23 protein-coding genes and 2 pseudogenes are annotated in these 24,251 nt (G+C 71.9%); 7 read left to right on the plus strand and 18 right to left on the minus strand.

Going from position 1 to position 24,251, the window contains the following annotated elements:
- Positions 1-167: 167 nt before the first annotated feature.
- The 5 genes from glgX to GEV28_RS07920 form a co-directional block, all read right to left on the minus strand.
- Positions 168-2,279 (minus strand): glycogen debranching protein GlgX, encoded by a 2,112-nt coding sequence (gene glgX, locus GEV28_RS07900; protein ID WP_291410180.1) that lies wholly within the window; start codon positions 2,277-2,279, stop codon positions 168-170.
- A gap of 24 nt (positions 2,280-2,303) precedes the next feature.
- Positions 2,304-2,966: a hypothetical protein gene (locus GEV28_RS07905; protein WP_291410182.1), complete on the minus strand. Its 663-nt coding sequence runs from the start codon at positions 2,964-2,966 to the stop codon at positions 2,304-2,306.
- Between the two features lie 6 nt (positions 2,967-2,972).
- Entirely contained in the window at positions 2,973-4,253 is a 1,281-nt protein-coding gene (locus GEV28_RS07910; RefSeq protein ID WP_291410183.1) for a putative T7SS-secreted protein, read from the minus strand.
- A complete protein-coding gene (locus GEV28_RS07915) occupies positions 4,250-4,624 on the minus strand; it encodes a WXG100 family type VII secretion target (protein ID WP_291410185.1) in 375 nt (124 codons plus the stop codon). Before GEV28_RS07915 ends, GEV28_RS07910 begins: the two co-directional genes overlap by 4 nt.
- 110 nt (positions 4,625-4,734) lie before the next feature.
- Entirely contained in the window at positions 4,735-6,528 is a 1,794-nt protein-coding gene (locus GEV28_RS07920; RefSeq protein WP_291410187.1) for a hypothetical protein, read from the minus strand.
- Positions 6,529-6,690: 162 nt separating this feature from the next.
- Here GEV28_RS07920 and GEV28_RS07925 point away from each other — a divergent pair, with 162 nt between their 5' ends.
- The 4 genes from GEV28_RS07925 to GEV28_RS07940 all read left to right on the plus strand — a co-directional run bounded on the left by GEV28_RS07925 (position 6,691) and on the right by GEV28_RS07940 (position 10,486).
- Entirely contained in the window at positions 6,691-7,464 is a 774-nt protein-coding gene (locus GEV28_RS07925; protein ID WP_291410276.1) for an ABC transporter ATP-binding protein, read from the plus strand.
- 41 nt (positions 7,465-7,505) lie between these two features.
- A complete protein-coding gene (locus GEV28_RS07930; RefSeq protein ID WP_291410189.1) occupies positions 7,506-8,285 on the plus strand; it encodes an enoyl-CoA hydratase-related protein in 780 nt (259 codons plus the stop codon).
- Entirely contained in the window at positions 8,275-9,240 is a 966-nt protein-coding gene (locus GEV28_RS07935) for a class I SAM-dependent methyltransferase (RefSeq protein WP_291410192.1), read from the plus strand. The genes GEV28_RS07930 and GEV28_RS07935 overlap by 11 nt, the downstream gene beginning before the upstream one ends.
- Before the next feature lie 88 nt (positions 9,241-9,328).
- The gene (locus GEV28_RS07940) at positions 9,329-10,486 is read left to right on the plus strand and encodes a class I SAM-dependent methyltransferase (RefSeq protein ID WP_291410194.1); all 1,158 of its coding nucleotides are present in this window, start codon (positions 9,329-9,331) and stop codon (positions 10,484-10,486) included.
- 159 nt (positions 10,487-10,645) lie between these two features.
- Here the strand turns inward: GEV28_RS07940 and GEV28_RS07945 are convergent, their stop codons facing one another.
- The 8 genes and pseudogenes from GEV28_RS07945 to GEV28_RS07980 form a co-directional block, all read right to left on the minus strand.
- A complete protein-coding gene (locus GEV28_RS07945; protein ID WP_291410196.1) occupies positions 10,646-10,831 on the minus strand; it encodes a DUF397 domain-containing protein in 186 nt (61 codons plus the stop codon).
- Positions 10,832-10,850: 19 nt separating this feature from the next.
- Positions 10,851-11,189, minus strand: a pseudogene (locus tag GEV28_RS07950) (DUF5753 domain-containing protein); the annotation flags it as partial.
- Between the two features lie 66 nt (positions 11,190-11,255).
- The gene (locus tag GEV28_RS07955) at positions 11,256-11,441 is read right to left on the minus strand and encodes a DUF397 domain-containing protein (protein WP_291410198.1); all 186 of its coding nucleotides are present in this window, start codon (positions 11,439-11,441) and stop codon (positions 11,256-11,258) included.
- A 20-nt stretch (positions 11,442-11,461) separates the two neighbouring features.
- The gene (locus GEV28_RS07960; RefSeq protein ID WP_291410199.1) at positions 11,462-11,917 is read right to left on the minus strand and encodes a DUF5753 domain-containing protein; all 456 of its coding nucleotides are present in this window, start codon (positions 11,915-11,917) and stop codon (positions 11,462-11,464) included.
- A gap of 204 nt (positions 11,918-12,121) precedes the next feature.
- Positions 12,122-12,718, minus strand: coding sequence for a DUF6461 domain-containing protein (locus GEV28_RS07965; RefSeq protein ID WP_291410201.1), 597 nt, complete (start codon positions 12,716-12,718; stop codon positions 12,122-12,124).
- Positions 12,706-13,338 carry a NucA/NucB deoxyribonuclease domain-containing protein gene (locus GEV28_RS07970; RefSeq protein WP_291410203.1) on the minus strand — a complete coding sequence of 211 codons (633 nt, stop codon included), beginning with the start codon at positions 13,336-13,338 and terminating at the stop codon, positions 12,706-12,708. Before GEV28_RS07970 ends, GEV28_RS07965 begins: the two co-directional genes overlap by 13 nt.
- A gap of 209 nt (positions 13,339-13,547) precedes the next feature.
- Complete coding sequence (locus GEV28_RS07975) at positions 13,548-14,501, minus strand: nucleoside hydrolase (RefSeq protein ID WP_291410205.1); 954 nt, start codon at positions 14,499-14,501, stop codon at positions 13,548-13,550.
- Positions 14,498-15,724 (minus strand): low temperature requirement protein A, encoded by a 1,227-nt coding sequence (locus GEV28_RS07980; protein ID WP_291410207.1) that lies wholly within the window; start codon positions 15,722-15,724, stop codon positions 14,498-14,500. Before GEV28_RS07980 ends, GEV28_RS07975 begins: the two co-directional genes overlap by 4 nt.
- A 24-nt stretch (positions 15,725-15,748) precedes the next feature.
- On the opposite strand from GEV28_RS07980, the gene GEV28_RS07985 reads away from it, so the two are divergent.
- Positions 15,749-16,504: an acyltransferase gene (locus tag GEV28_RS07985; RefSeq protein WP_291410208.1), complete on the plus strand. Its 756-nt coding sequence runs from the start codon at positions 15,749-15,751 to the stop codon at positions 16,502-16,504.
- A 157-nt stretch (positions 16,505-16,661) separates the two neighbouring features.
- Here the strand turns inward: GEV28_RS07985 and GEV28_RS07990 are convergent, their stop codons facing one another.
- The 4 genes and pseudogenes from GEV28_RS07990 to GEV28_RS08005 all read right to left on the minus strand — a co-directional run bounded on the left by GEV28_RS07990 (position 16,662) and on the right by GEV28_RS08005 (position 21,372).
- Complete coding sequence (locus GEV28_RS07990; RefSeq protein ID WP_291410210.1) at positions 16,662-17,915, minus strand: glycosyltransferase family 4 protein; 1,254 nt, start codon at positions 17,913-17,915, stop codon at positions 16,662-16,664.
- A gap of 319 nt (positions 17,916-18,234) precedes the next feature.
- Positions 18,235-19,743 (minus strand): annotated as a pseudogene (locus GEV28_RS07995) (1,4-alpha-glucan branching protein domain-containing protein); the annotation flags it as partial.
- Entirely contained in the window at positions 19,740-20,498 is a 759-nt protein-coding gene (locus GEV28_RS08000) for a bifunctional 2-polyprenyl-6-hydroxyphenol methylase/3-demethylubiquinol 3-O-methyltransferase UbiG (RefSeq protein ID WP_291410212.1), read from the minus strand. The gene GEV28_RS08000 and the pseudogene GEV28_RS07995, both read right to left, overlap by 4 nt.
- A gap of 31 nt (positions 20,499-20,529) precedes the next feature.
- Positions 20,530-21,372 (minus strand): DegV family protein, encoded by an 843-nt coding sequence (locus GEV28_RS08005; RefSeq protein WP_291410215.1) that lies wholly within the window; start codon positions 21,370-21,372, stop codon positions 20,530-20,532.
- A gap of 207 nt (positions 21,373-21,579) precedes the next feature.
- On the opposite strand from GEV28_RS08005, the gene GEV28_RS08010 reads away from it, so the two are divergent.
- Together GEV28_RS08010 and GEV28_RS08015 are read left to right on the plus strand one after the other, a co-directional pair.
- On the plus strand, positions 21,580-22,365 hold the full coding sequence (locus tag GEV28_RS08010) for an electron transfer flavoprotein subunit beta/FixA family protein (RefSeq protein ID WP_291410217.1): 786 nt from the start codon (positions 21,580-21,582) through the stop codon (positions 22,363-22,365).
- A 13-nt stretch (positions 22,366-22,378) separates the two neighbouring features.
- Complete coding sequence (locus GEV28_RS08015; protein ID WP_291410219.1) at positions 22,379-23,347, plus strand: electron transfer flavoprotein subunit alpha/FixB family protein; 969 nt, start codon at positions 22,379-22,381, stop codon at positions 23,345-23,347.
- 387 nt (positions 23,348-23,734) lie between these two features.
- Here the strand turns inward: GEV28_RS08015 and GEV28_RS08020 are convergent, their stop codons facing one another.
- A complete protein-coding gene (locus GEV28_RS08020; RefSeq protein WP_291410221.1) occupies positions 23,735-24,229 on the minus strand; it encodes an NUDIX domain-containing protein in 495 nt (164 codons plus the stop codon).
- Positions 24,230-24,251 lie beyond the last annotated feature (22 nt).

The raw sequence follows: 24,251 nt of genomic DNA on the forward strand, positions 1-24,251 counted from the left end.
CAGCGCGCCGCGGTACACTCGCACGACGCGACCAGCAGCAGGTCCACCGTGCGATCGCGCCAGCTGTGCAGCGACCGGAACATGCCGAGCATGCTGACACGTTGCCACAACGTGGGCTACTCGTCCCACGTCGTGGTACCGCCCGAGCCGGGATCGAGCCGACCCCGCTACGCGGCCCGGGGTGTCCGGAACAGCAGCAGGCTCCGCGGCGGCATCGTCAGGGTCGTCCTCGGGGGAAGGGCCGCCTCCACGGCCGGGGTGCCCCGCCGGACGCCCGTGTCCAGCACCGGCACGAACTTCTCGCCGAACTCGCCGCCCGGCAGCGTCACGTCGACGGGGGACGGGCCGGCGTGCATCAGCAGCAGCCACGAGTCGTCCGGCACCAGCTCGCCCTCGCGGTCGCGGGACAGCGACGTCGAGCCGTCGAGCCACATGCCGATCGTGCGCCGCTCCTCGTCGAACCAGTCCGCGCCGGTCATCCGGTCGCCGTCCGGGGCGAGCCACACCAGGTCCGGCCGGCCCGTGGTCGACGGCCGGCCGTCGAAGAACTCGGGCTGGCGCAACGCGGGCGACCCGGCCCGCAGCGCGATGACCTTGCGGGCGAACGCGAGCATGTCCTCGGCCCGCGACGTGGGTGTCCAGTCCAACCAGGACGTCTCGTCGTCCAGGCAGTACGGGTTGTTGTTGCCACCCTGCGTGCGCCACAGCTCGTCGCCCGCGCACAGCATCGGCGTTCCGGTGGACAGCAGCAGCGTGGCCAGCAGGTTGCGCGCCTGCCGGTCGCGGAGCGCGAGCACCGCCTCGTCGGCCGTCGCGCCCTCGACGCCGCAGTTCCACGAGCGGTTGTCGTCGGTGCCGTCCCGGTTGCCCTCGCCGTTGGCCTCGTTGTGCTTGTCGTCGTAGGACACCAGGTCGCGCAGCGTGAAGCCGTCGTGCGCGGTGACGAAGTTGAGCGACGCCCACGGCCTGCGGGTGTTGAACGCGTACAGGTCCTCGGAACCGGACAGCCGGTAGGCGAGGTCGCGCACCCCGACCCGGCCGCGCCAGAAGTCCCGCACGCCGTCCCGGAACCGGCCGTTCCACTCCGTCCACTGTGGAGCGAAGCCGCCGACCCGGTAGCCGTCCCCGGTGGCGTCCCACGGCTCGGCGATCAGCTTGCACCGGGACAGCACCGGGTCCGTGGTGATCGCGGTGAGCAGCGGCGAGTTCGGGTCGAACGGACCGCCGTGCGGGCGGCCCAGCGCGCTCGCCAGGTCCAGCCGGAACCCGTCGACGCCGAGCTCGCCGGCGAAGTACCGCATCGAGTCGGTGACCAGCCGGACCACGGTGGGGGAGGCCGGGTCGAGCGTGTTGCCGCACCCCGTGATGTCCACATCGGACCCGTCGCGGTCGAGCACGTAGTAGGCGGGTGCGTCGAGGCCGCGCATGGACAGCGTCGGCCCGGCCACGCCGCCCTCGCCGGTGTGGTTGAACACCACGTCGAGGATCACCTCGATGCCGGCGGCGTGCAGCGCGGCCACCATCGTGCGGAACTCCGCGGTCTCCCGGCCGGGCTCGCTCGCGTAGCCCTTGTGCGGGGCGAGGAAGCCGAGCGTGGCGTAGCCCCAGTAGTTGTGCCGCCCGGTGCGCAGCAGCGGCGGCTCGTCGACGAACGAGTGGACCGGCATCAGCTCGACCGCGGTGACCCCGAGCCGCAGCAGGTGGTCCACGACGGACGGATGGGTGAGCCCGAGGTAGGTGCCGCGCTGGTGGGCCGGCACGTCCGGGTGGCGCCGGGTGAACCCGCGGACGTGCAGCTCGTAGATCACCGTCTCCTCGAACGGTGTCTCCGGCTTGGCACCGGTGTCCGGCCCGCCGAGCGAGGTGACGACCGACAGCGGCACGTGCCCGAGCGAGTCCGTGTGGGACGCCCGGCCGGTCATCGGGTCGGCGCGGTAGCCGAGGGTTGCCTCGAGGTCGGTGACCGTCCCGGTGATCCGCCGCGCGTGCGGGTCGACGAGGAGCTTGGCCGGGTTGCAGCGCAGCCCGCGGGCCGGGTCGTACGGCCCGTGCACCCGGTAGCCGTAGCGCTGACCCGGGGTGACGCCGGGAACGAGGCCGTGCCAGATGCCGAACGTGCGCTCGGTGAGCCCGATCCGGTGCTCGCTGCCGTCCTCGGCGATGAGGCACAGGTCGACGGCGTCCGCAATGGACGACGCCACCGCGAAGCGCACCCCGCCGGCCTCGGGGTGGGCGCCGAGGGGGAACGGGTGACCGGGGTGCACGTGGACGGAGGGCATCCATCCATCTTGCCCGTTATCGGTTCAGACCCGGTAAGTGTGCTCCTCGAAGGACTCGTCACCAGCCTGGTCACCGGTCCTGTCGACGGCCGGTGCGGGCCGCCGCCGCACGGGTTCCGGTGTGGACCCGTGCTCGTGCGCGTCGTCCGGCCGTGCCGAGGTGACCAGCCGGGCGAACAGCTCCTGGTGCGCCGGCCAGCCATGGGTCGACGGGCAGGCCAGGGTGAGCAGCAGCATCCGGCCCGACCCCGGCTCGGGGACGAACGCCTGCAGCTGCAGCGTCAGCGCCCGCCGCTCCCTGGCCTGCTCCACGCCGGGTATCCGCTGCGCGACGACCGCCGGCCCGAGGCCCGTCTCCAGGGCGACGGTCTCCCGCACGTCCGGGCCGCCGACGTCCTCCATGGCGTCCCGCAGCGACTCGGCGGTGTCCGGGTCCCAAGCCTGCGGCACCTCGAGCACCACGCCGGTGAGCACCGCGGGCGCGGCGTCCGGCGGGGTGACCACGGCCATCAGGAACGCGCCCTCGCGGCGGGCGGTCTCGACCGCCTCGGTCGCGATCGGCTCCAGGTCGGCGGCCGAGGCAGGCAGGTCACGTAGCGCGCCCATGAGCGCGGCGAACTCGCGGATCGCGCGTTCCGGCTGGTCGAGCGGGATCCGGTGGACGGTGTCGGGGATGGCGAGGCGCATCGGGCCCTACTTCTTGTCTCGCTCGTTGAGCTCGTCCCGGACGGTGTTGACGACCGCGTTCTGCGCCGCGTCGCCGCGCGGGTTGGCCAGCAGCTTCAGTGCCTCGAGCTCCCGCTTGTCGGCCGCGGAGAGGTGGCCGCCGCTCGCGTCGATGGTCCGCGCGGTGGCGTCGACGGAGCTGCTGAACGCCTCACCGGCGAGCTTCGCGTCACCCTTGAGCACCTGGCCCACGCCGTCGGTGGCGACCTTCAGCTTCAGGCCTTCGCGCAGCGAGCCGGTTTGCCGCGCGTACCTCCCGGTCTCGGCCACGTCCTTGACGAGCTTGGGCAGGCCGCTGGTGGTGAACCCGTCGGCCGCGCCGCGCGCCGCCCCCTTGGCGCCGCTGCCGAGCCGGCTCGCGCCGAGCACCGGCCTGGCGAGGCCCTTGACCCCGCCGACCGCGGCGGAGGTGACGGTCCGGCCGGGGACCACGGTGAGCGCGAGCGAGAGGTTGCTCGGCGCGTTGCGCGACCCGGCGACCCGCTGGCCGATGCCGGCGAGCGCGCTCACCCCCGCGGTCCCGGCGGAGACCGTGCCCAGCACGGCCGCCGCGGGCGCGCCGACGCCGGTGAGCGCGAGCCCGGCGGCCGCCGCGGCGGTGGCGGCCGAGACGATGCCGGAGACCTTGGAGACGCCGTCGAGGGTCTGGACGTACCAGGCGTCGTTCTCCGGCTCGAACGCGTCGTCGGGACCACTGCGGATGCCGTCGGCGGCGGCGTCGGCCTCGCGAAGGTGCTTGGCCTCGAGCCGGTGCGCGTCGTCGACGACCTGCTCGAGCTTGGCGTCGAGGTCGGCGGCCGCGTCGACCGCGCCGAGGTAGGCGTCGTAGCGCGCGCCGTAGTGCGGGTTGCCCGGGTCGCGCGGGACTGCCGACGCGGCGCTCGTGACCGCGTCGTCGGCCTCGGCGATCTGCTTCTTGAGCTTCTTGGCCTTGTCCTCGAGGTCCTCGGCCTTGTCCTGGTTTGCCTTCATCAGGGCGCCCCACTCGGCGAGCGCCTCGGCGGCCGTGCCCATCGCCTCGGCGCCCTTGCCGAGGCCCTGCGGGAGGTCGTCGCCGTGGTCGCTGAACTCCTCCGCGGCGCTGCCGCCCCAGTCGGCGTCGTCGGTGATCGAGCAGGCCTCCTCCAGCCGGGGGAGGGTGGCCGCGATGGTGCGCATGGCGCGTGACATGGACAGCAGGACCGCCTGCACGGACTCCGGCTCGCCCGGGGTCGGGTCGAAGCCGAGCGCGGGGAAGCTCCTGGTCACTTCGTCCCCCGCTGCTGCTCGGCCAGCGTGACGACGGCCGCGCCGCGCAGCACATTCAGCTGGTCGTCGACGACCTGGCGGTTGGCGAGGTCACGCATCCGGGTCTCGTTGACGTCCTCGAGCGTCTGGTAGTTCGACAGCGCGTTGCGGACGTTCTCGGCGGTCTTGCCGATCTTGTCGCGCATGTCGCCCAGGTTCGACGACCACTCGTCCATCACCTCGGCGACCGCGGCGCTGATCTCGCCCGGCCCGAGGTCGCAGCCCTGGGCGCCCAGCGTGCCGAGCACGCTCTCCACCTCACTCGCGACCGCGTTCAGCTCCCCCACCCGCGCCGCGAGCCCGGCCTCGTCGACGACGTAGCCCTGTCCCATCCGCTCCTCCTCTTGCTGTGTGTGCTCAGTAGACGCCTCGAACGCGTCGTTCGAGACGTTGAGCGTCCCGAGCGCGTCGTTCAGGGCACTCCCGATCAGGTGTGCTGTGCTCAGTAGACGGTGGGGGCGTCGGCCGCGGGTACCTTTCCTGCGCAGCCGGGCAAGCCGCCCGCGCAGGGGGTCAAACCGGTGCGGAGGAGCGGCGCCCGGCCGGCCACGACGATGGCGAGGACCGGCCGCGCGTCCGGCTTGTGCAGGAGGAAGGCCCGCAGCCGCTCGCGCCGCCGCACCGGCGCCTCGCCGTCCCCGGCGACGGGCCCGACCATGACCGCCAGGAGATCCGGGTCGTCCCGGTCCTTGCCCGCGACCGCGTGTCCTGGTGCGGGGGTGCTCCCGCCCGCCGCCGGCGCCGGCCGAGCCCCGGGGTCGGCCATGGTGAACCGCCCGGGCTCGGGCGCGACCCCGCGCGGGGCGGCCCGTTCGGCCGGTTGCTCGGCGGGGCGCTCGACGGGCTGCGCCGGCTGTCCGGGCTGCCGCTGCTCCGGCGCGGGTGGGGCGGCCTGCTGCTCGACGGTCCGGTCGGCGGGCGCCGGCTCGACCTCCGGCCGTACCGGTTCGGGACTCGTGCCGGCCGCCACCGGCGGCGATGGCGCGGCGTCGACCGGGCCGCCGCCTGCACCTGCTTGGTTCTCGGGTGCGGCATCGCGGATCACGTGGACCGGGGAGTCGCCGCTGCCGGCATCGCGGCCGGGATCGCCGCGGTTCGGGTGGCCGCGGCCGTGCGGCTCGGCTCTGCCGGGTGGTTCCATCCGCTCCATCCGTGCGGGGCGCTCGCCGGTCCGCGCGAGCGGTTCCGCGTGCCGGCGGGGTGCGTCGAGGTCCCGCCCCTCGGTGCCGAGCCGGCGGTGCGGCTCGGCATCGGCGGGGGTGGCCGAGCCGACGGCGTGGGTCGTCGCGGTCGGCTCGGCCGGGCGGTGTGCCGGTAGGTCCGGCATGCGGTGCGCCGGGGCGGTCCCGATGTCCAGCCACCCGGCGCTCGTGGTCGCCCCCGGACCGCCCGGTTCCTCGCGCACGCCGGGTGCCGCGGCGTCGACGGGAACGCCGGGCAGGCCGGGCAGGCCGGGCATCGCGGGCACGCCAGGCAGATCCGGCCCGCCCGGCTGTCCGGGCGTTCCCTTCCCGCCGGGCAGCTCAGGCACGCTCGGCCCGCCGGGCAGGCCCGGGAAGCGCGGTCCGTCCGGCGGGCCGGACCCGTCGGCACCGGACAGGCCGGGCACGGCCGCCAGGTCGCCGGCGGGGAGCGGGGTGCCGGGGACCGCGCTGCCCGGCCAGATCGGCGTGGCCAGGCCCAGCGCGACGCCGCCCGACCACGCCGTCACCCGGTCCGACCACCGGGCCGCCAGGCCGGCCGACCCCTCCGGCCAACCCGCCGTGACCCCGGCGCCGGTGAGGGACCGGACCGCCCGGGCGGCGTCGTCGGCCTGCCGGAGGTGGCGTGCCTGCAGCCGCCGCGCGCGGTCCAGCACCCGGGCCAGCTCCTCGCGCACCACGGGCCGGTCGTCGGCGGAGGCGGTCAGCTCGGCGCGCAGCCGCCGGGCTACGAGATCGAGCAGCTCGGCCTCCCGCTGGTTGGCCACCAGCCGGGACTGCCACCCCGCCAGCGTCCGCGTGGTCGCCCGCAGTGCCGCCGCGAGTCCGTCCAGCCCGGCCGGCAACGCACCGGTGGCGGCGCGGAACGCGGCCGCCGCCGGACCCGACCAACCGCCCGCGCGCACCGCCCGGCGCAGGCCACCGGCCGAGCAGTCGAGCACCCCGAGCGCGTGCTCGACCCGCGAGAGCACCACGTCGACGTCCGCCGCCTCGCCGGGGGTCGGGTCGAAGCCCAGCCCCGAGTATGTCCGCATTGCCGCCTCCACCAGCCGTTCCGGCCACCGAGTCAAACCGGACGAAGCGGTGCGGCGAAACCGTCACTGCACACCGAGGCAAACCGAGGGCACGGCCCGGCAAAGGCCTCCTGTTGAATGGGCACCGTGACGGGTGAGGAACTGGACGATCTGGTCGTGCACATGTCCGACGTCGGGGTCCGGCGCGGCACCACCAACCTGCTCGCCGGGGTGAGCTGGAGCGTCGAGCTCGACGAGCGCTGGGTCGTCCTCGGCCCGAACGGCGCGGGCAAGACCACCCTGCTCCGGCTCGCCGCCGCCGAGCTGCACCCCACGACGGGCCGGGTGCACGTGCTCGGCGAGCGCCTCGGCCGGGTCGACGTGTTCGAGCTGCGCACCCGCATCGGCTTCTGCTCGGCGGCGCTGCTCGCCAGGGTGCCGCCGCGGGAGCGCGTGCTCGACGTCGTCGTCAGTGCCGGCTACGCGGTCCTCGGCCGCTGGCGCGAGGACTACGACCAGCTCGACACCGGCCGCGCGCAGCAGCTGTGCAAGTCCCTCGGCGTGGCGCACCTCACCGAGCGCGAGTTCGGCACGCTGTCCGAGGGCGAGCGCAAGCGCACGCTCATCGCCCGCGCGCTGATGACCGACCCCGAGCTGCTGCTGCTCGACGAGCCGGCCGCGGGCCTCGACCTCGGCGGCCGCGAGGACCTGGTCACCCGGCTGACCGAGCTGGCCCGCGACCCCGACGCGCCGGCCACGATCCTCGTCACCCACCACGTCGAGGAGATCCCGCCCGGCTTCACCCACCTGCTGCTGGTCTCCGACGGTGGCGTGGTCGCGCAGGGCCTCCTGGACGACGTGCTGACCAGTGACAACCTGTCCGCCACGTTCGGCCAGCGGCTGGCGCTGGACCGGATCGGCGACCGGTACTTCGCACGTCGCGCAAACGCCGACTAGGTTTGTCCGGAAGTTGACCGATCGGTAGGGAGGCGCGCGACGTGGGTGAGTTCGTCAGGCTCGAGGTGGACGGCGGCATCGGCACCATCCGGTTGGAACGCCCACCGATGAACGCGCTCAACAAGCAGGTCCAGGAGGAGATCCGGGCGGCCGCGCAGGAGGCGACCCGGCGCGATGACGTCCGCGCGGTTGTCGTCTACGGCGGCGAGAAGGTGTTCGCGGCCGGCGCGGACATCAAGGAGATGGCCGGACTGTCCTATGTGGACATGGCGAACCGGGCGGGCGCGCTGTCCTCCTCGTTCGCCGCGGTCGCCGAGATCCCCAAGCCCACCGTCGCGGCGGTCACCGGCTACGCGCTGGGCGGCGGTCTCGAGCTCGCACTGTGCTGCGACCGCCGGGTGGCCGGCGACAACGCCAAGGTCGGCCAGCCGGAGATCCTCCTCGGCATCATCCCTGGCGCGGGCGGCACCCAGCGCCTCGCCCGGCTGGTCGGGCCGAGCAAGGCCAAGGACATCGTCTACACGGGACGGTTCGTCGACGCGGCCGAGGCGCTCGCGATCGGGCTCGTGGACGAGGTCGTGGCACCGGACGACGTGTACGCCGCGGCCCGGAAGTGGGCCGAGAAGTTCACCGGCGGCGCGGCCCGCGCGCTGGCCGCCGCCAAGGCCGCCATCGACGGCGGGCTCGACGGCGACCTGGCGAGCGGGCTCAGGCTCGAGAGCCACCTGTTCGCGGCACTGTTCGCGACCGAGGACCAGAAGACCGGAATGCAGTCGTTCGTCGAGAACGGTCCGGGGAAGGCGACGTTCAGTGGCAAGTGACGCGGCACGTGATCCCGCACCGAATCCGCACGCGACCCGAGAGCAGGTCGAGGCCGCGCGCTCGGATCCCAAGCTGGCCAACGTCCTCTACCACGACTGGGAGGCCGACACCTACGACGAGAAGTGGTCGATCTCCTACGACGAGCGGTGCATCGACTACGCCGTTGGCCGGTTCCGCGCGGTGGCCGGCGACGAGGAATGGCCGTACCCGAAGGCGATGGAGCTGGGCAGCGGCACGGGTTTCTTCCTGCTCAACCTGATGCAGGGCGGGGTGGCCAAACAGGGCTCGGTCACCGACCTGTCGCCGGGCATGGTCGAGGTGGCGCTCCGCAACGCCGAGCACCTCGGCCTCGATGTCGACGGCCGGGTCGCCGACGCCGAGCGGATCCCGTACGACGACGACACGTTCGACCTCGTGGTCGGGCACGCGGTGCTGCACCACATCCCGGACGTGCCGGCCGCGTTCCGTGAGGTGCTGCGCGTGCTCAAGCCGGGTGGCCGGTTCGCGTTCGCCGGCGAGCCGACCAAGATCGGTGACACGTACGCGCGCAAGCTGGGCCAGCTGACCTGGTGGCTCACCACCAACGTCACGAAGCTGCCCGGGCTCACCGGCTGGCGGCGCCCGCAGGCCGAGCTCGACGAGTCGTCCCGCGCCGCCGCGCTGGAGGCGGTCGTCGACATCCACACCTTCGATCCCACGGACCTGGAGCGGGACGCGCGCGAGGCCGGCGCGTCGGACGTCCGGGCGGTCACCGAGGAGCTCGCGGCGGCGCTGTTCGGCTGGCCGGTGCGGACGTTCGAGGCCGCGGTGCCGCAGGAGAAGCTGACCCTGGGCTGGCGGATGTTCGCGTACAAGTCGTGGCTGCGACTGTCCTGGTTGGACGAGAACGTGCTGCACAGGATCGCGCCGCGGGACCTGTTCTACAACGTGCTGGTCACCGGGACCAAGCCGTGACCGTGGCTCGCTCCGCAAGCTCCGCCGTAGCCATGGGTCGCTCCGCAAGCTCCGCCGTGACCGTGGCTCGCTCCGCAAGCTCCGCTCGGTGACCTACGAGTTCACCCCGGCCGACGTCGCGTTCCTGTGCTCGTCCGCCGGTTCGTCCGCGCTGGACTCGGTGGCGGGGCTGGCGCTGACGCCGGCGAGCTACCTGGCGGACGTGGCCACGGCCCGGCGGCTGCTGGGTGCCGGTGCCGCTCCGGTGCTGGAGACCGTCCTGTTGCGCCGCAAGGCCGTGTCCAAGGTGGACGATCCGGCGTCGTGGCTGCTCACCGGCGCCGCGCTGCAGCAGGCGACCCCGTCGCCGGTCGCCCGGCTGCGGGCGCGCCGGTTCGCCGGCCGCGACGTGCACGACGTGACTTGCTCGGTCGGCGTCGACCTGGCCGCGCTGGTGGCGGTGGCCGCGCGGTGCGTCGGCTCGGACCTCGACCCGGTCCGCCTGGCGATGGCGCGGCACAACGTCCCGGCCGCGACCCTGGTGCGGGCCGACGCGCTGCGCCCGGTGACCCGTGGCGCCGCGGTGTTCGCCGACCCGGCCCGCCGCGACTCGGCCGGCCGCCGCACGTGGCGCCCGGCGGACTTCCTCCCGCCGCTGGACGGCCTGGCCGGCGCGTGGCGGGGTGCCGACCTGGCGGTGAAGTGCGCGCCAGGCATGGACTTCGCGGCGCTGCCGTGGTCGGGCGAGGTGGAGCTGGTCTCGTTGGACGGTCAGGTGCGCGAGGCGTGCCTGTGGACCGGGTCCCTCGCGACGGTCACCCGCCGGGCGACGGTGCTGCGCTCCGGCGGTCCGGAGTGGACGGTAACGGACGCCGAGCCGGACGACTGCCCGGTGCGCGAGCCGGGGGAGTGGCTGGTCGACCCCGACGGCGCGGTCGTGCGGGCCGGCCTGGTGCGCCAGTACGCGACTCGGCACGGTCTCGGCCAGCTGGACGAGCGGATCGCCTACCTGACCGGCGACACACCGCCGCCGGGCGTCCGGGCGTTCCGGGTGCTCGGGCACGGTCACTACAGCGAGAAGACGCTCCGGCGGGAGCTGCGCCGCCGCGAGGTCGGCCGCCTGGAGATCCTGGTTCGCGGCCTCGACATCGACCCGAACACGCTGCGTCCGCGCCTGAAGCTGAAGGGCCCCAACGAGGTGACGGTGGTGCTCACGAGGATCGGCCGGACTCCCACGGCCTTCGTCTGCGAGCCGGAGAGAACCTGATACCGGCCCTCGGCGCTCGTGGTGCGCCCGGAATCGGCTTTGGGGGAGGTGAGCCGCGTGGCCTTCCGCTGGGGAGGCCGAGGCTCGGCCACCGGAATCAAAGTCTCTCTGAATGCGCAACAGCCCGACAGTCTGCGGGCTGTTGCGCTGTTTGTCAGGCTATCCCTGGTAGTGCCCGTCCTTGATCAGACTCACCAGAGCCTGTACGTCGAGAGCCAGCCGCGGCCCCTCGGGGTTCTTGGAGTCGCGTACCGCACCCAGCGTGCGGACGACCTCGACGCAGCCGTTGCCCTGGTCCGAGAACGATGACTTTCGCCACTCGTCGCGGCGGTCTGTGGTGGACATGGCTCCTCCGTGATCAGGTCTACGTCGGGAGGCGCGAGTGGATGACCTCCGCGCTCTCCTGCGGCGACAGCGCAACCTCACGCAGCCGGTCGACAGTTCGATTGTACCCGTTAACCTGATCTTGATCCTGGACGTAGACGGCTCCGTTGACCAACTCGACGTAGGCGACGCTCTGCGCTTTGGCGAAGTCCAGCACGGTGAACGGCCCGATCAGCGCCTCGTGGTAGCCGATGCCTGTGGGAAGCACCCTGACCTCGACGTTCTCCCGTTCAACGAGATCCAAGACGTGCTTCAGCTGACCCCGGAGGATGTCCTGACCACCGACCGGCCGATCAAGCAACGCTTCCTCGATAACTGGACGGTGCGCCGCTCGACCAAGACAGCCCCGCTCGTATCGGCGGGCTGTCTTGGCGTGTCTTGAGGATCAGCCCTGGTAGCGCCACGCCTTGACCGCGCCTACCAGCGCCCGGACGTCAAGCCCTAGTTGGGGCCCCTCGGGGTTCTTGGAGTCGCGCACCGCACTCAGCGTGCAGGCGATCTCGACGCAGCCGTTGCCCGTGTCCGAGAACGACGACTTCCGCCACCCATCGCGGCGGCCTGGGGTGGACATGGCTTCCTCCGTGATCGGGTCTACGTCGTGAGGCGCGAGTGGATGATGTCCACGGTCTGCTCCGGCGACAGCGCGACCTCACGCAGCCGGTTGACGGTTCTAGTGTACCCGTTCACCTGATCTTGATCCTGAACGTAGATTGCGCCGTTGACCTGCTCGACGTACGCGATGCTCTGCGCTTCGGGGAAGTCGAGCACCGTGAACGGCCCGACCAGCGCCTCATGAGAACCGATCGCCGTCGGCAACACCCTGACCTCGATGTTCTCGTGTTCGACGAGTTGGAGGACGTGTTCGAGCTGGCCACGCATGACGTCACTGCCGCCGATCGGGCGGTCGAGTACGACTTCTTCGAGCATGGCCGCAAGTCGCAGCGGGCGGTCGGCGGCGAACAGCCGGCGTTGCCGTTCCATGCGCAGGCTGACCGTGCGCTCGTTGTGGTCCGGCCGAACTCGCGGATGACGCGGGTCGTAGCACACTGCTCACGGTGGGTAGCGTTACGAACAGTAGCGCAGGAGGGGCTGACAGTAGTTGAGCTTCTGACCCAGGAGGGCACATCCATCTGTCGCGGATGACTCATCACGGCATCGACAATCATGTCGGTTCTAGCCTGACCTTGATCCGGAGGTGCTACGACGAGTGCGTGACGGACTACGGGGGTTGGAGTAGGCGGCCTTCACCTGTTATGGCAGCCTGGCATTCGCCACGTCCTTCAAGAGAGTGTCAGGGTCCGGGATGCGGTAGGTCGGTAGCTCGCGGCCGAACCACTCTGCCTTGATTTCGAGTCCGGTACGCAGCTCGACAGCCGCCAGGCAGGAAGCGTTCGGCCGGTCAAGGTCGAAGGGGGCATCTTCCACCCAGTTCGGCTGAAGGTCACCCATGCCGCCCGGATAGCCAACGGCGAACGGATCGAAGTGGGCGGTCACCTTTCCAGTCGTGGCCTCGGTGATGCGCGAGCCGCCGGACATGCTCCAGTAGGCGCTGACGAAGTGGCCGTGCGCCGACGCACGCCGTGCAATTTCCGGCACATCTCCGGTCCAGCCGTTCGGCTCAATCGCCACCGTGAACGTGTCGTCGGTGAACACCTGGACATTGAAGCGAGTGCCGAAGTCTGCTTGCGCCGGCCATGCGTCGTTGAAAGCTAAGAGCGTGACGTCGTCGGTGTCGCCGCCGTAAATGCGTACCAGGTCGCTGGCCGAGATGTCCGTCACCACGGCGATGGTGCAGACGAAGTCCGGGTCCTTGTCGGCCCAGGAGTACTTTTCGGCTAGCTGCCACATGATGTCTTGTCCTCGGCGGTGTCTTGTCCCTGGTATGGCGCGGTGGCGATGCTACCCGGATTGCTGATCACGACGAGAAAATCGTCGCCATCGGCGATGGCCTGATAGCGATACGCCGTACTCAGCGTGCCACCCTGGCAGGCCTGCTCGCGACTGGGTACTTCCTCTGTCCTGGCACCGTTCCCACCCTGGACCGTTGAGGCGAACTCGTACTCATCGCACGAGCCATCGGCGTACTTCTTCACGAACGTCTTACGGCAGGACCGGTTGTAGTTAGCCGCGCGACTCTTGGCGTCCTTGGTGAGGATGTAGTCATAGCCTTCGCCCCAGGCCAGGGCGATGTTGCGGGTGATGTAGGGCATCTTGGCGGCGTCCATGATGACGACCTTGAGATCGCCGCACTGACGTTCCGCCAGCACCACGGCGGCCGAACACTGCTCCACCTCGGTCTCGGCACCATCAGCCACCAGCAACTGTGCGTCCCCGGAGCCCACGATGACCGGATCGCTGGCGAACAGACCACCTACGGCGTCCTTGACCTCGCCACCGCCGAAGTACAGCACGGCACCACCGACGAGCAGGAGCGGAAGGAGCAGGCCGGTCTTGCTGCGGGTGGACATAAGGCGGGCCTCCAGCGTGCCACTCGTAGCATTGCGCTCACCGAGCGTAGCAGTGGTCGAAGCACCGCAAAAGGACTGAATACCAGACTAAAACCTAAAGAATCGAAGCGTGATAGGCGCGCATCCTGCGTGCCTATTGTATATATAGCTATTGTGTTATAACTCGAATTTCGCACTTTTGCCGGTGGCCAGCCTCGGGCCGCGAATGGTCAACCGATCAGCTGGGTGATCATGTGCTCCCGAACCCCGTCCAGGTCCGCGTCCAGTGCCACGTCCACCCTGCGGCCGCCGCGCTCGCCGGAGGCCTCGCGGGCGGCCGTCGTGCGGCGGTCGGCGATCACCATGCCGCGGCCGGGGCCCTGGCCGCACTCGACCTCCAGCGGCAGCGGCGTCGTCTTCAGGATGCCCGGGCTGATCGCCTCCGCCATGGCCACCGCGTCGTGCAGGACGGTGCCGTCGCGGCCGAGCGACTTGCGGTAGTGCGCCCGGTAGACCGCGGTCAGGTCGACGAGCGTGCGACCGCGCTCCCCGCTCGCCGCGAGCCGGTCCAGCCACGCCTGGTCCACCGCGCACCGGACGGTCAGGTCCATCGGGACCAGCACCGTGGGCACCTCCTCCTCGGTGAGCACCCGCCGCGCCGCCTCCGGATCGCTCCAGATGTTGAACTCCGCGCCCGCCGTGACGTTGCCGCCGGCCATCGCCCCGCCCATGATCACGATCCGGGCGATCTTGCCGGTGAGGCTCGGGTGCACGGCCAGCAGCAGCGCGATGTTCGTCAACGGTCCGATCGGGACGATCGTCACCGGCTCGGCCGCGCGGTCGAGCAGCGCGGCCAGCAGCGACACCGCGTCGGTCGAGGCCAGGCCCGTCGCCCGCGCCGGCAGCGAGTCCGAGAGCCCCGACAGCCCGTCCTCGCCGTGCACGTACCGGGCCCGGTGCGGGTGCGGGAACACGAGCGGCCGGTCCGCGCCCGCCGCCACCGGCACGTCCTCGCGGCCGTACAACGCCAGCAGCCGCAACGCGTTGCGCGTGGTCATCGCCAGCCCGACGTTGCCGAACACGGTCGTCACGCCCAGCAGGTCCACCTCCGGGCTCGAGCACGCCAACGCGATCGCGAAGGCGTCGTCCACGCCGGGGTCGGTGTCGATGATCAGTGCGGTCATGCACCTGACGTTAGCGCCCCGCGCAGGTTCCAGACCTGCCCGGCGGCCGCCACGAACAGCGCCGCCGCCACGACCGCCGCGGGCAGCAGGCCCGCGAGCACCGCGACCACCAGCGGCAGCACGACCGCCGCCGCGCTCACCGGCCAGCGCCGGGTCGACCTGGTCAGCAGCGTGATCACCAGCAGGTACCCGGACACCCCCGAGCACAGCAGCCACACCGTCGTGCCCGGCAGGTGCTCGTCGAACGCGGCCGCCACCGAGCCGAGCCCGGCGGCGACCGTGGTGATCGCCGCGATCGCCACGAAGTGCGCCGGCAGCACGAGCCGGGGCGGGAGCCGGGTCTCCTCGGCGAAGCCGTAGCGCACGTTCAGCGACCACAACGCGATCATCAGCCCGAACCCGGACGCCGCCGCGAGTACCAGCAGCCAGCCGAGGCCGCCGCCCGGCGCCCAGTCCTCGATCTCCGACACCGCGCCGACGAGCTGCAGCATCGCCTCGCCGAGCACGATGATCACGAACAGTCCGAGCCGCTCGCCCAGGTGCGCGGCGTCGACCCGGGCGGCCACGAGCGTCGGCCGGTCCGGCGCCGGCCGGCCCTGCGGCGCGCGCCGTTCCCGCTCGCGCCTGCTGCGCCGGGCGAGCTGCTCGTTGAGCCGAGCCAGCAGCTGCTCGCCGTCGCCGCGGCCGGCGAACACGCTGAACCACAGCGACATCGCGAGGCCGAGCATCCACAGCGACAGCTTCCACCACGGGTGGTCCACCCAGAACGAGACGACCCACGGGACGAGCCCGGCGTTGCGCGTCGCCGCGCCCCAGGACAGCAGGATCTGCCCCGAGCGGCTGAAGCTGGCGGCGCCGAGGCCGCTGGTGACCAGGTATGCGGCGGCGAACAGGTTGGCGCGGTCGCCCATGCTCTCGGAGATGGTGGCGGCCATCGTGGCGATGCCGGCCATGCCGAGGAACATCGAGCGCACCCGGACCCGGTCGGCGACCACGTTGGAGTACAGCGTGAACGTGGTCCACACGAGCCATATCGCCAGGTACAGCGCGAAGAACGTGGTGATGTGCAGGGCATCCGGACCATGGTGCGCAGTGCCGTCGTCGCTCCCGTGCACGAGGTGGGCGAGCTGGTTCACCGCGACCACCACGACGAGGTCGAAGAACAGCTCCAGCCAGCTGGCATGCCGGTCGGCCGGCTCCGAGGTCTCGGTGGGCTCGGTCATGTCAGCAAGGTACGGTCACCGGCTATGACGTCGATGTGGGGCGCGCCGGTGGCGGACCGGGTTCGCGGGTGGTGGCGGTCCCGCCGGGATCCCGACCAGGCGAGGTTCCTCACGATCGACTCGCTGCGCTGGGTGGTCCGCAACCGGGCGTGGTCGCCGTGGTACCTGGTGCGGTACTGGCGGCTGCTGAGGTTCCGGCTCGCCAACCCGCACATCGTGCTGCGCGGCATGGTGTTCCTCGGCAAGGACCTCGACGTCCACTGCCGGCCCGGCTACGGCCGGATGGAGATCGGCCGCTGGGTGCACATCGGCGACGGCAACGCCATCCGGTGTCACGAGGGCTCGCTGCGCATCGGTGACAAGGCGGTGTTCGGGCGGCAGAACGTGGTCAACTGCTATCTGGACATCGAGCTGGGCGACGCCGCGCTGGTCGCCGACTGGGTCTATATCTGCGACTTCGACCACGTCACGTCGGACATCCACCAGCCGATCAAGGACCAGGGCATCGTGAAGGCGCCGGTGCGGATCGGGCCGGACACGTGGCTGTGCACCAAGGTCACGGTCACCAAGGGCACCCGCATCGGCCGCGGCGCGGTGATCGGCGCGCACGCGGTGGTGAAGGATGACGTGCCGGACTACGCGGTGGCGGCCGGCATCCCGGCGAAGGTCGTGCGCGACCGGCGGACCGACTACGAGGCCGACGCCCAGCGCCGCGCGGCGGTGGCTGACATGTCCCGCAAGGCCGCGGCGGCGCTGCGCAAGACCCTCGAGAGCCGCTGACCCACCGCTGGTGCCCGATGCCTCGAACGACGCGCTCGGGACGGTGACTGCCCCGAGCGCGTCGTTCGGGGCAGTCAGCTGGGCCATCAGGTATCCCCCGAGATCAACCCGGACTCCAGCGGCGAATGGCGTTCCGGGGACCCGGCTTCGGTCGGTTCTAGCCGTGGAAGGCGTTGCCCGTGGCGATCTTCGGGCGACCGAGCACGGGATGCTCGCGCACAGAGGCCGCGCGGTACACCGACGCCGTCGTCTCGGCGATGCCCGCCCAGCTGAACTGCGTGCCCAGGCGGGCCTTCGCGGCGCGGGCCCTGCGGGCCGCCGCGGTCGGGTCGGCCAGGACGGTGCACACGCCCGACACGATGCCGTCGACGTCGCCGGGTTCGACGGACAGGCCCGTCTCACCGTGCACGACCAGCTCGGCCAGACCGCCCGCGGTCGAGGCCACCAGGGGAGCGCCCGCCGCGGCCGCCTCCAGGGCGACGATGCCGAACGGCTCGTAGCGGCTCGGCAGCACCACCACGTCGGCCGCCGCGAGCAACGCCACCAGCGAGCGGTCCGGCAGGTGGCCGACGAAGTCCACCGACCGCCGTATCCGCAGCTTGCGCGCCTGCTCCACCAGCGCGGCGGCCTGCACGCCCTGCCCGGCCACCACCAGCCGCGCACCGGGATGGGCACGGCGCAGCCGGGGCAGCGCGGCGAGCAGGTCGTGCACGCCCTTCTCCCACTCCAGCCGGCCGAAGTACAGCACCAGCGGCGCGCCGTCGGGGCTGTGCCGGGCCCGGGCGGCCCGAACCGCCGCCGCCGACACCCGCCAGCCACGCGGCTCGATGCCGTTGTGGATCACCGCGATCTCGGCGGGCTCCAGCTCGAACAGGTGGGCGACCTCGGCCTGCATCGCCGACGAGCAGGTGATCAGCGCGTCCGCGCGGTTGGCGAGCCACCACTCCACCGAGTGCACCTGCTGGTTCAGCCGCTGCGACAGCCACCCGCTGTGCCGGCCGGCCTCGGTGGCGTGCATCGTCGCGACCAGCGGCACGCCCGCGTGCTCGGCCAGGGTGATGGCCGGGTGCGTGACGAGCCAGTCGTGCGCGTGGACGACGGCCGGCCGCCAGCCGTCCAGCAGCGCGAGGCCCGCGCGGATCATCCCGTGACCCATCGCGAGCGTCCACGCCACGAGGTCCTTCTCGAACAGCAGGTGCGTCGGGTCCTCGGCGACCCGGATCACCCGCACGCCGTCGACCACGGTGTCCGCCGTCGGGTGGGTGACCGCGTCGGTGCCCGACTCGTGCCGGCACAGCACGACGACCTCGTGCCCCAGCGCGGTGAGGTGCCGGGCCAGGGCGTGCACGTGCCGCCCGAGCCCCCCGACCACCACCGGCGGGTACTCCCACGACAACATCAGCACGCGCATGCTAGTGCCCTCCGCCGGGAGTCTGTTGCTTGAGTCGGTGAGTCCAGGTTTCTGCTGGCAAGGCGCCGGTTCGTCCTCGTACCGGGTTGTACTCGGGCGGACCGGCAACGCCGCCAGCAGGAAGCTGGGCCGGCGAATCGAGTGACGAACTCCTGGCGGGGGACACTAGTGTCGCGTGATCCTGTTCCTTTGCGTCCGCTGTGGATCCACGTGGTTCCTGGCAAGGTGGAGGAAAGTCGCTCGTACTGGATGTACTTGGGCTTTTCTCCAACGCGGCCAGGGGCCGCGTTGGCCGCAGCGGCGTAAAGGTTTCAGGGTCACGCGACACTAGCTCCCGAGCGTCCAGGTGTCCGAACAGTCCGTCCTCGGCCCGCAGCTCGCCGGCCCGCCACAGCGCCCGGGACCGCTGGTCCGCCCGGACCAGGCTCGCCAACTCGCCGAACCGGTCGCCGTGCACCTTCGCGCGACGCCGCGCGTAGTCGGCCGCCGAGTCCTTCGTGACCATGAACGCCCAGTCGCTCGACAGCGCCAGCAACGCCTCGCGCACGAGCTGGTCGCGTGCCGGATCGCGGAACGCGGGGTCCTGGGCGGGCAGCGCGAGCAGCTCGTCCTGCACCGCCGCGCCCGCCGCCACCAGGTCGGACACCTGCTCGCCGTCCCACACCCGCCAGTCCTTGCCCGAGCCCCACGACGACGCCGGCAGCTCGACCGGCGCGCCGACGTGCCCGGCCGCCAGCGCGCCGCGCAGGGTCGTGACTCGGACCCCGGCACCCGGCAGCCCGCGCAGCACGGCCTCCAGCCAGGCCGGCCCCTCGTGCCACCAGTGGCCGAACAGCTCGGTGTCGTAGGCGGCGACCACGAGCCCCGGCGTGCCGTGCCGCGCGCGCAGCGAGCGCAGCCGGGCGAGCACCGCGGCGACGAAGTCGTCCGCGTGCCGGGCGACCGCGGCGGCCGCGAGTACCGGGTCGTACGGCCGTTTCCGGTCCGGCGGCACGTGCTTTCCGGTGACCCGCGACGGTTTCAGCCCGCTCGGGTGGTCGAAGGTGTGGAAGTCGCGGTAGGCGGGGTCGCCCGGGTAGCCGGCCTTCGGCGACCAGACCCGGTAGGTCACCTCGAGGTCGCGGCCGAAGCAGACGACGTCGGAGTCGCCGACCGGGTGGGCCGCGTGCGTGTCGCCGTGCAGCGCGGGGCCGTCGACCAGGAACCGCCGCACGCCCGCGGCCGCATAGCCGTGCTCCATCCCGGGCGCGTAGCCGCACTCGGGCGCCCAGATGCCGTGCGGTGCCCGGCCGATCCGCCGCGCGGTGTCGTCGAGCCCGGCCCGCAGCGCGAACCGGCGCACCGGTTCGCGCAGCAGTGGCTGGAACGGGTGCGTGGCCGGCCCGCCGAGGAGCTCGACGACGCCGTCGTCGACCAGCGGGCGCAGCACGGGGGAGAACCCGTGCCGCCACCTCGTCTCGAACTCGGCGAGCGCCGCACCCGCGGCCCGGTACTCGGCGGCGGCGAGGTCGCGCAGCAGCGGATCGTCGCCCTGCCAACGGGTCGCCGCGTACTGGGCCCGCAGCTGCCAGTTGCCGAGCCAGTCGTGCGCCGCCCGGAGCGCGTACGGGTCGTCGAGCTGCGCGGCGAGCACCGGGGTCACGCCGAGGGTGAGGACGTCGCGGTGCCCCTCGGCGCCGAGCCTGCGGGCGAGGTCGACCACGGGGAGGTAGGAGTGCGCCCAGGCCTGGTAGAGCCATTCCTCGCCGACCGGCCAGGTGCCGTGGTTGGGGAGCCAGGGCAGGTGGCTGTGGAGTACGAGGCAGAACGAGCCCTCCGGCGCCGTCATGCGCGGCCCGCCACGGCGACGATGTCCAAACAGGACTCCAGGTCCTCGGTCCCGAGGACGAAGTCGGCGGCACGCACCGACGCGACGGCGTCCCGCAGCGCGTCGGGCCACGGCGTCCCGTCGACCGCGACCCGAACCTGCGCGTCGATGATCGAGCCGCCCTGCGCGGCGTCGAGCTCCCGCAGCCGGGGCCCGTGCCGCAGCCCGCCGAGGTACTCGACGGTGAAGCCGGCCCCGCGCAGCAGCTCGTCCATCTCGGACGGTGCGAGCTCCCTGGTGTGGAACGGGTTGAGTGGCGTGTCCCGCCCCGGCGAGAACGTGATCCGGTTGGGTGTGGTGATCAGCAACCGGCCGCCGGGTCGCAGCACCCGCGAGCACTCCCGCAGGAACCCGGCCTGGTCCCACAGGTGCTCGATCACCTGCAGGTTGGCCACGGCGTCCACAGTGGACTCCCGCAGCGGCAGCGTGGCGAGGTTTCCGCGCACCGCCCGCACCGACGGGTAGGCCCGGGCGACGTGCGCGGCGGTCAGCACGTCGTAGTCGAGCCCGACCACGAGCCGCGCGCCGGCCGCGAGCAGGTCGGCCCCGTACCCCTCCCCGCATCCGGCCTCGAGCACGACGGCGGCCGCGCAGTACCGGCGCAGTGCCAGGTAGGCCGCCTCGTGCCGGCGAAACCAGTAGTTCTCCTCGACGATCCCGGGCACGGTCCGCTCACCGGTGAGGGGCAGCTGCGCGACGACGGGCTCGGATACCACCGAGGCAGGTTACTACGGGGTAGGAATCACGTTAGGTCGGTGAGATGGTGATGCCGACCGCGCCTGGGCCCACGTGCACCCCGATCGTGGAGCTGACCTCGGTGAACGTGATCTCGCGCGCCTCCGGGATGCGACCCCGCAGCCGGGACAGGACCTTGCTCGCCTTGGCGTGCGCGCCGAAGTGCTCGATGGCGATGTCCACCTGGCGCCCGGCGGCCTTGCGGACCGCGGCCTCCACCAACCGGCGCAGCGCGCGCTCCCCGCCGAGCACCTTCTCCAGCGGCGCCACCTGGCCGTTGACCATCGTGAGGAGCGGCTTCAGCGACAGCGCGCTGCCGAGCATCGCCGTCGCCGCGCCGATCCGGCCGCCCTTGCGCAGGTACTCGAGGGTGTCGACGTAGATCAGCTCCGAGCTGGAGTCGAGCCGGCGCGCGAGCGAGTCCATCACCCGGCGCGGGCCGCCGCCGGCGCCCGCGACCCTGGCCGCGGCGAGCACCGCGTACCCCAGGCTCATCCCGGTCGTGCCCGAGTCGACGACGTGGGCCGGGATGCGCGCCTGCGCGGCCGCCTGCCGGGCAACCTCGACGGTCTCCGACTGGCGGCCCGAGATGTGCACGGACACGACCTCGTCCACACCGCGGTTGGCGTGATCCTGGTACGCCCACAGGAATCCCGCCGGGTCAGGGGGAGCGGTGGTGACCTTCACGTCTTCCTGGAGCGCCCTGACCAGCAAATCCTTGGGCACGACGTGCTCGGCCCGCACATGTTCGCCGATCTGTATCTGCATCGGGACGACAGTGATTCCCCACTGTGCCGCCAACGCCGCAGGGATGCTCGAGGTCGAGTCGGTCACCAAACCAACACGGCCAGGCATGTATACACGGTAACTCACCCATTCGGGTGAGCGCGGTCACCTCCACCTGGATCACAATGACGGGACCGCTAAGCTACTGGTTAGTAACATGTTGGTGGCCAATCACACCGTGCCACGGCGCGGCCGGCGTGGCAGGGTCGGGCCAACCTCGTATTCTCTGGTCGCGCAAAGCGAATGGGCTCGTCATCGGGAGGTCGGAGCAGACCCATGCCAAACATCGTCGTGCTGGTGAAACAAGTGCCGGACACCTATTCGGAGCGCAAGCTGAGCGACGGGGATCACACCCTGGACCGGGACTCCGCCGACGCGGTGCTGGACGAGATCAACGAGCGCGCCATCGAGGAGGCGCTCCAGATCAAGGAGGCGCACGACGGTGAGGTGACCGTCCTGTCCGTCGGTCCCGCCCGGGCCGCGGACGCCATCCGCAAGGCGCTCTCGATGGGTGCCGACAAGGCGGTGCACGTCGTCGACGACGCGCTGCACGGCGCCGACATCCTGCAGACCGCCAAGGTTCTCGCCGCCGCCATCGGCACGGTCGAGGACGTCGACCTGGTCATCGCGGGCAACGAGGCGAGTGACGGCGGCGGCGGCGCGATCCCCGCGATCCTGGCCGAGCTCCTCGGCTACCCCCAGCTGACCCACGCCCGCGAGGTCACCGTCGACGGCTCGACCATCAAGGTCACCCGGGAGACCGACGAGGGCCTGACCCACCTCGAGGCGAGCCTGCCCGCGGTGGTCAGCGTCGGCGAGAAGATCAACGAGCCGCGCTACCCGTCGTTCAAGGGCATCATGGCCGCCAAGAAGAAGCCGGTCGAGACCCTCGGCATCGCCGACCTCGGCATCGACGCGGGTGAGGTGGGCCTGGCCAACGCGTGGTCCACGGTCGTCGAGGCGGCGCCCAAGCCGCCGCGCGGGGCCGGCCAGCGCGTCGAGGACGGCGGCGCCGGCGGCGTGCAGATCGCCGAGTACCTCGTTGCCCAGAAGCTGATCTGAGAGAGGGAAACCAATGACTGAGGTCCTGGTCCTCGTCGATCACCTGGACGGCGAGGTCAAGAAGGTCACGTTCGAGCTGCTCACCGCGGCCCGCGTGCTCGGCGAGCCGAGCGCGGTCGTGGTCGGCTCGCCCGGCGACGCCGCCAAGCTCAAGGAGGCGCTGGGTTCCTACGGCGCCGAGAAGGTCTACGTCGCCGAGTCCGAGGACACCGCCGGCTATCTCGTCACCCCCAAGGTCGACGTGCTCGCGGCGCTCGTCGGCTCCGCGTCCCCGGCGGCCGTGCTGGTCGCCGCCACCGCGGAGGGCAAGGAGGTCTCCGGTCGGCTGGCCGCGCGGATCGGCGGCGGCCTGCTGGTCGACGCGGTCGGCCTGGAGGGCTCCGGAAGTGACGTCACCGCCACGCAGTCCATCTTCGGTGGCGCGTTCGTCGTGAAGTCCAAGGTCGCCAAGGGCACCCCGGTCGTCTCGGTCCGCCCGGGTGGGCTGGAGGCCGAGCAGGCGCAGGGCGCGGCCGTCGAGGAGGCCGTCGAGGTCCCGGCGGTCGACCCGGCCAAGGCGGCCAGGGTCACCGGCCGCGAGTCGGCCGTCGGCGGTGACCGGCCCGAGCTCACCGAGGCGTCCGTGGTCGTCTCCGGCGGTCGCGGTGTGGGCAGCGCGGAGAGCTTCGAGGTCATCGAGAAGCTCGCCGACGCGCTCGGCGCGGCCGTGGGCGCCTCGCGTGCCGCGGTCGACTCCGGCTACTACCCGGCGCAGTTCCAGGTCGGCCAGACCGGCAAGACGGTCTCGCCGCAGCTGTACATCGCGCTGGGCATCTCCGGGGCCATCCAGCACCGCGCCGGCATGCAGACCTCGAAGACGATCGTGGCGGTGAACAAGGACCCCGAGGCGCCGATCTTCGAGATCGCCGACTTCGGTGTCGTCGGCGACCTGTTCAAGGTCGCGCCGCAGCTCACCGAGGAAGCCGCGAAGCGCAAGGGCTGAACCGTCAGCCACAGTTCATCGACGTGTCATGGTTAGGGCTTGGAAATGAACAACACGCTCAACTGGGTGTGTCGGTCGGGCTGATGGTGTAGTTCCATTCGCCGTGCCACTCGTGTGGGGTCGGCAATCGAGCTGTCGGGAACGTGCCCGATCATCTTTGTGTCGAGTGCCGACGGTGAATGCTCCCCGAGTCTTCCGCCGGGATGCGTGTCGGCCGGGCCGTGGCAGCGGAGGCAGCAGTGGTCCTGTTCGTAGACGGCCGCGGATGCTGGTCACCCCATCGCCGCTGACCGCCGGCACGGCTCCGCCACGTTGACCTGGCCGGATGCGTGCCGCCAGCGGTTCCGTTTCGCGCGGTCGGGCTCCGGGCTGATCACCCCGGTGGATCTACACGGTCGCTGTTTCCCAGCCGTGCTCGTGGAAATGGCGCCCAGTGCGGGCGTTGGTGATGGCGACGCCGATGAAGTCCAGCGCGTCCGTGGGCAGATCGTCGGGGTCGGCCCACACGAGTTCGGTGCACTTGTGCGGTTCGCGGATCCGGGGGGTGCCGGTCCAGGCATGGGCGACAAAGAAGATGTCCACCCGCGGCTCCAGGGAGCGGCGGAACATCGTGCCGCCCGGCTCCAGAGCGCTGGGGTCGAGCTGGACGCCCAACTCCTCGGCGATCTCCCGGACGGCACAGGCGGTGGGGGTCTCCCCGAGGTCGACGTGCCCGGCTGGCAGGCCGAGCTGTCCATCGGCGTAGCCGGACCCGGTTCGGCGCATGAGCAGCACTCGCTCGTCGGTGGGCCGGGTGAGGATGACGTGCACGGCTACCGGGTAGCGGTCGTGCTTGGTGTCGAACACGTACTCCTGCTCGGCCTGTTGGGTCGTCTGTGTCATGGTCACCTCGGGGAGATCCGTC

Origin of the sequence: Actinophytocola sp. (genome assembly GCF_009379765.1) — a bacterium.
Taxonomy (GTDB): domain Bacteria; phylum Actinomycetota; class Actinomycetes; order Mycobacteriales; family Pseudonocardiaceae; genus Actinophytocola.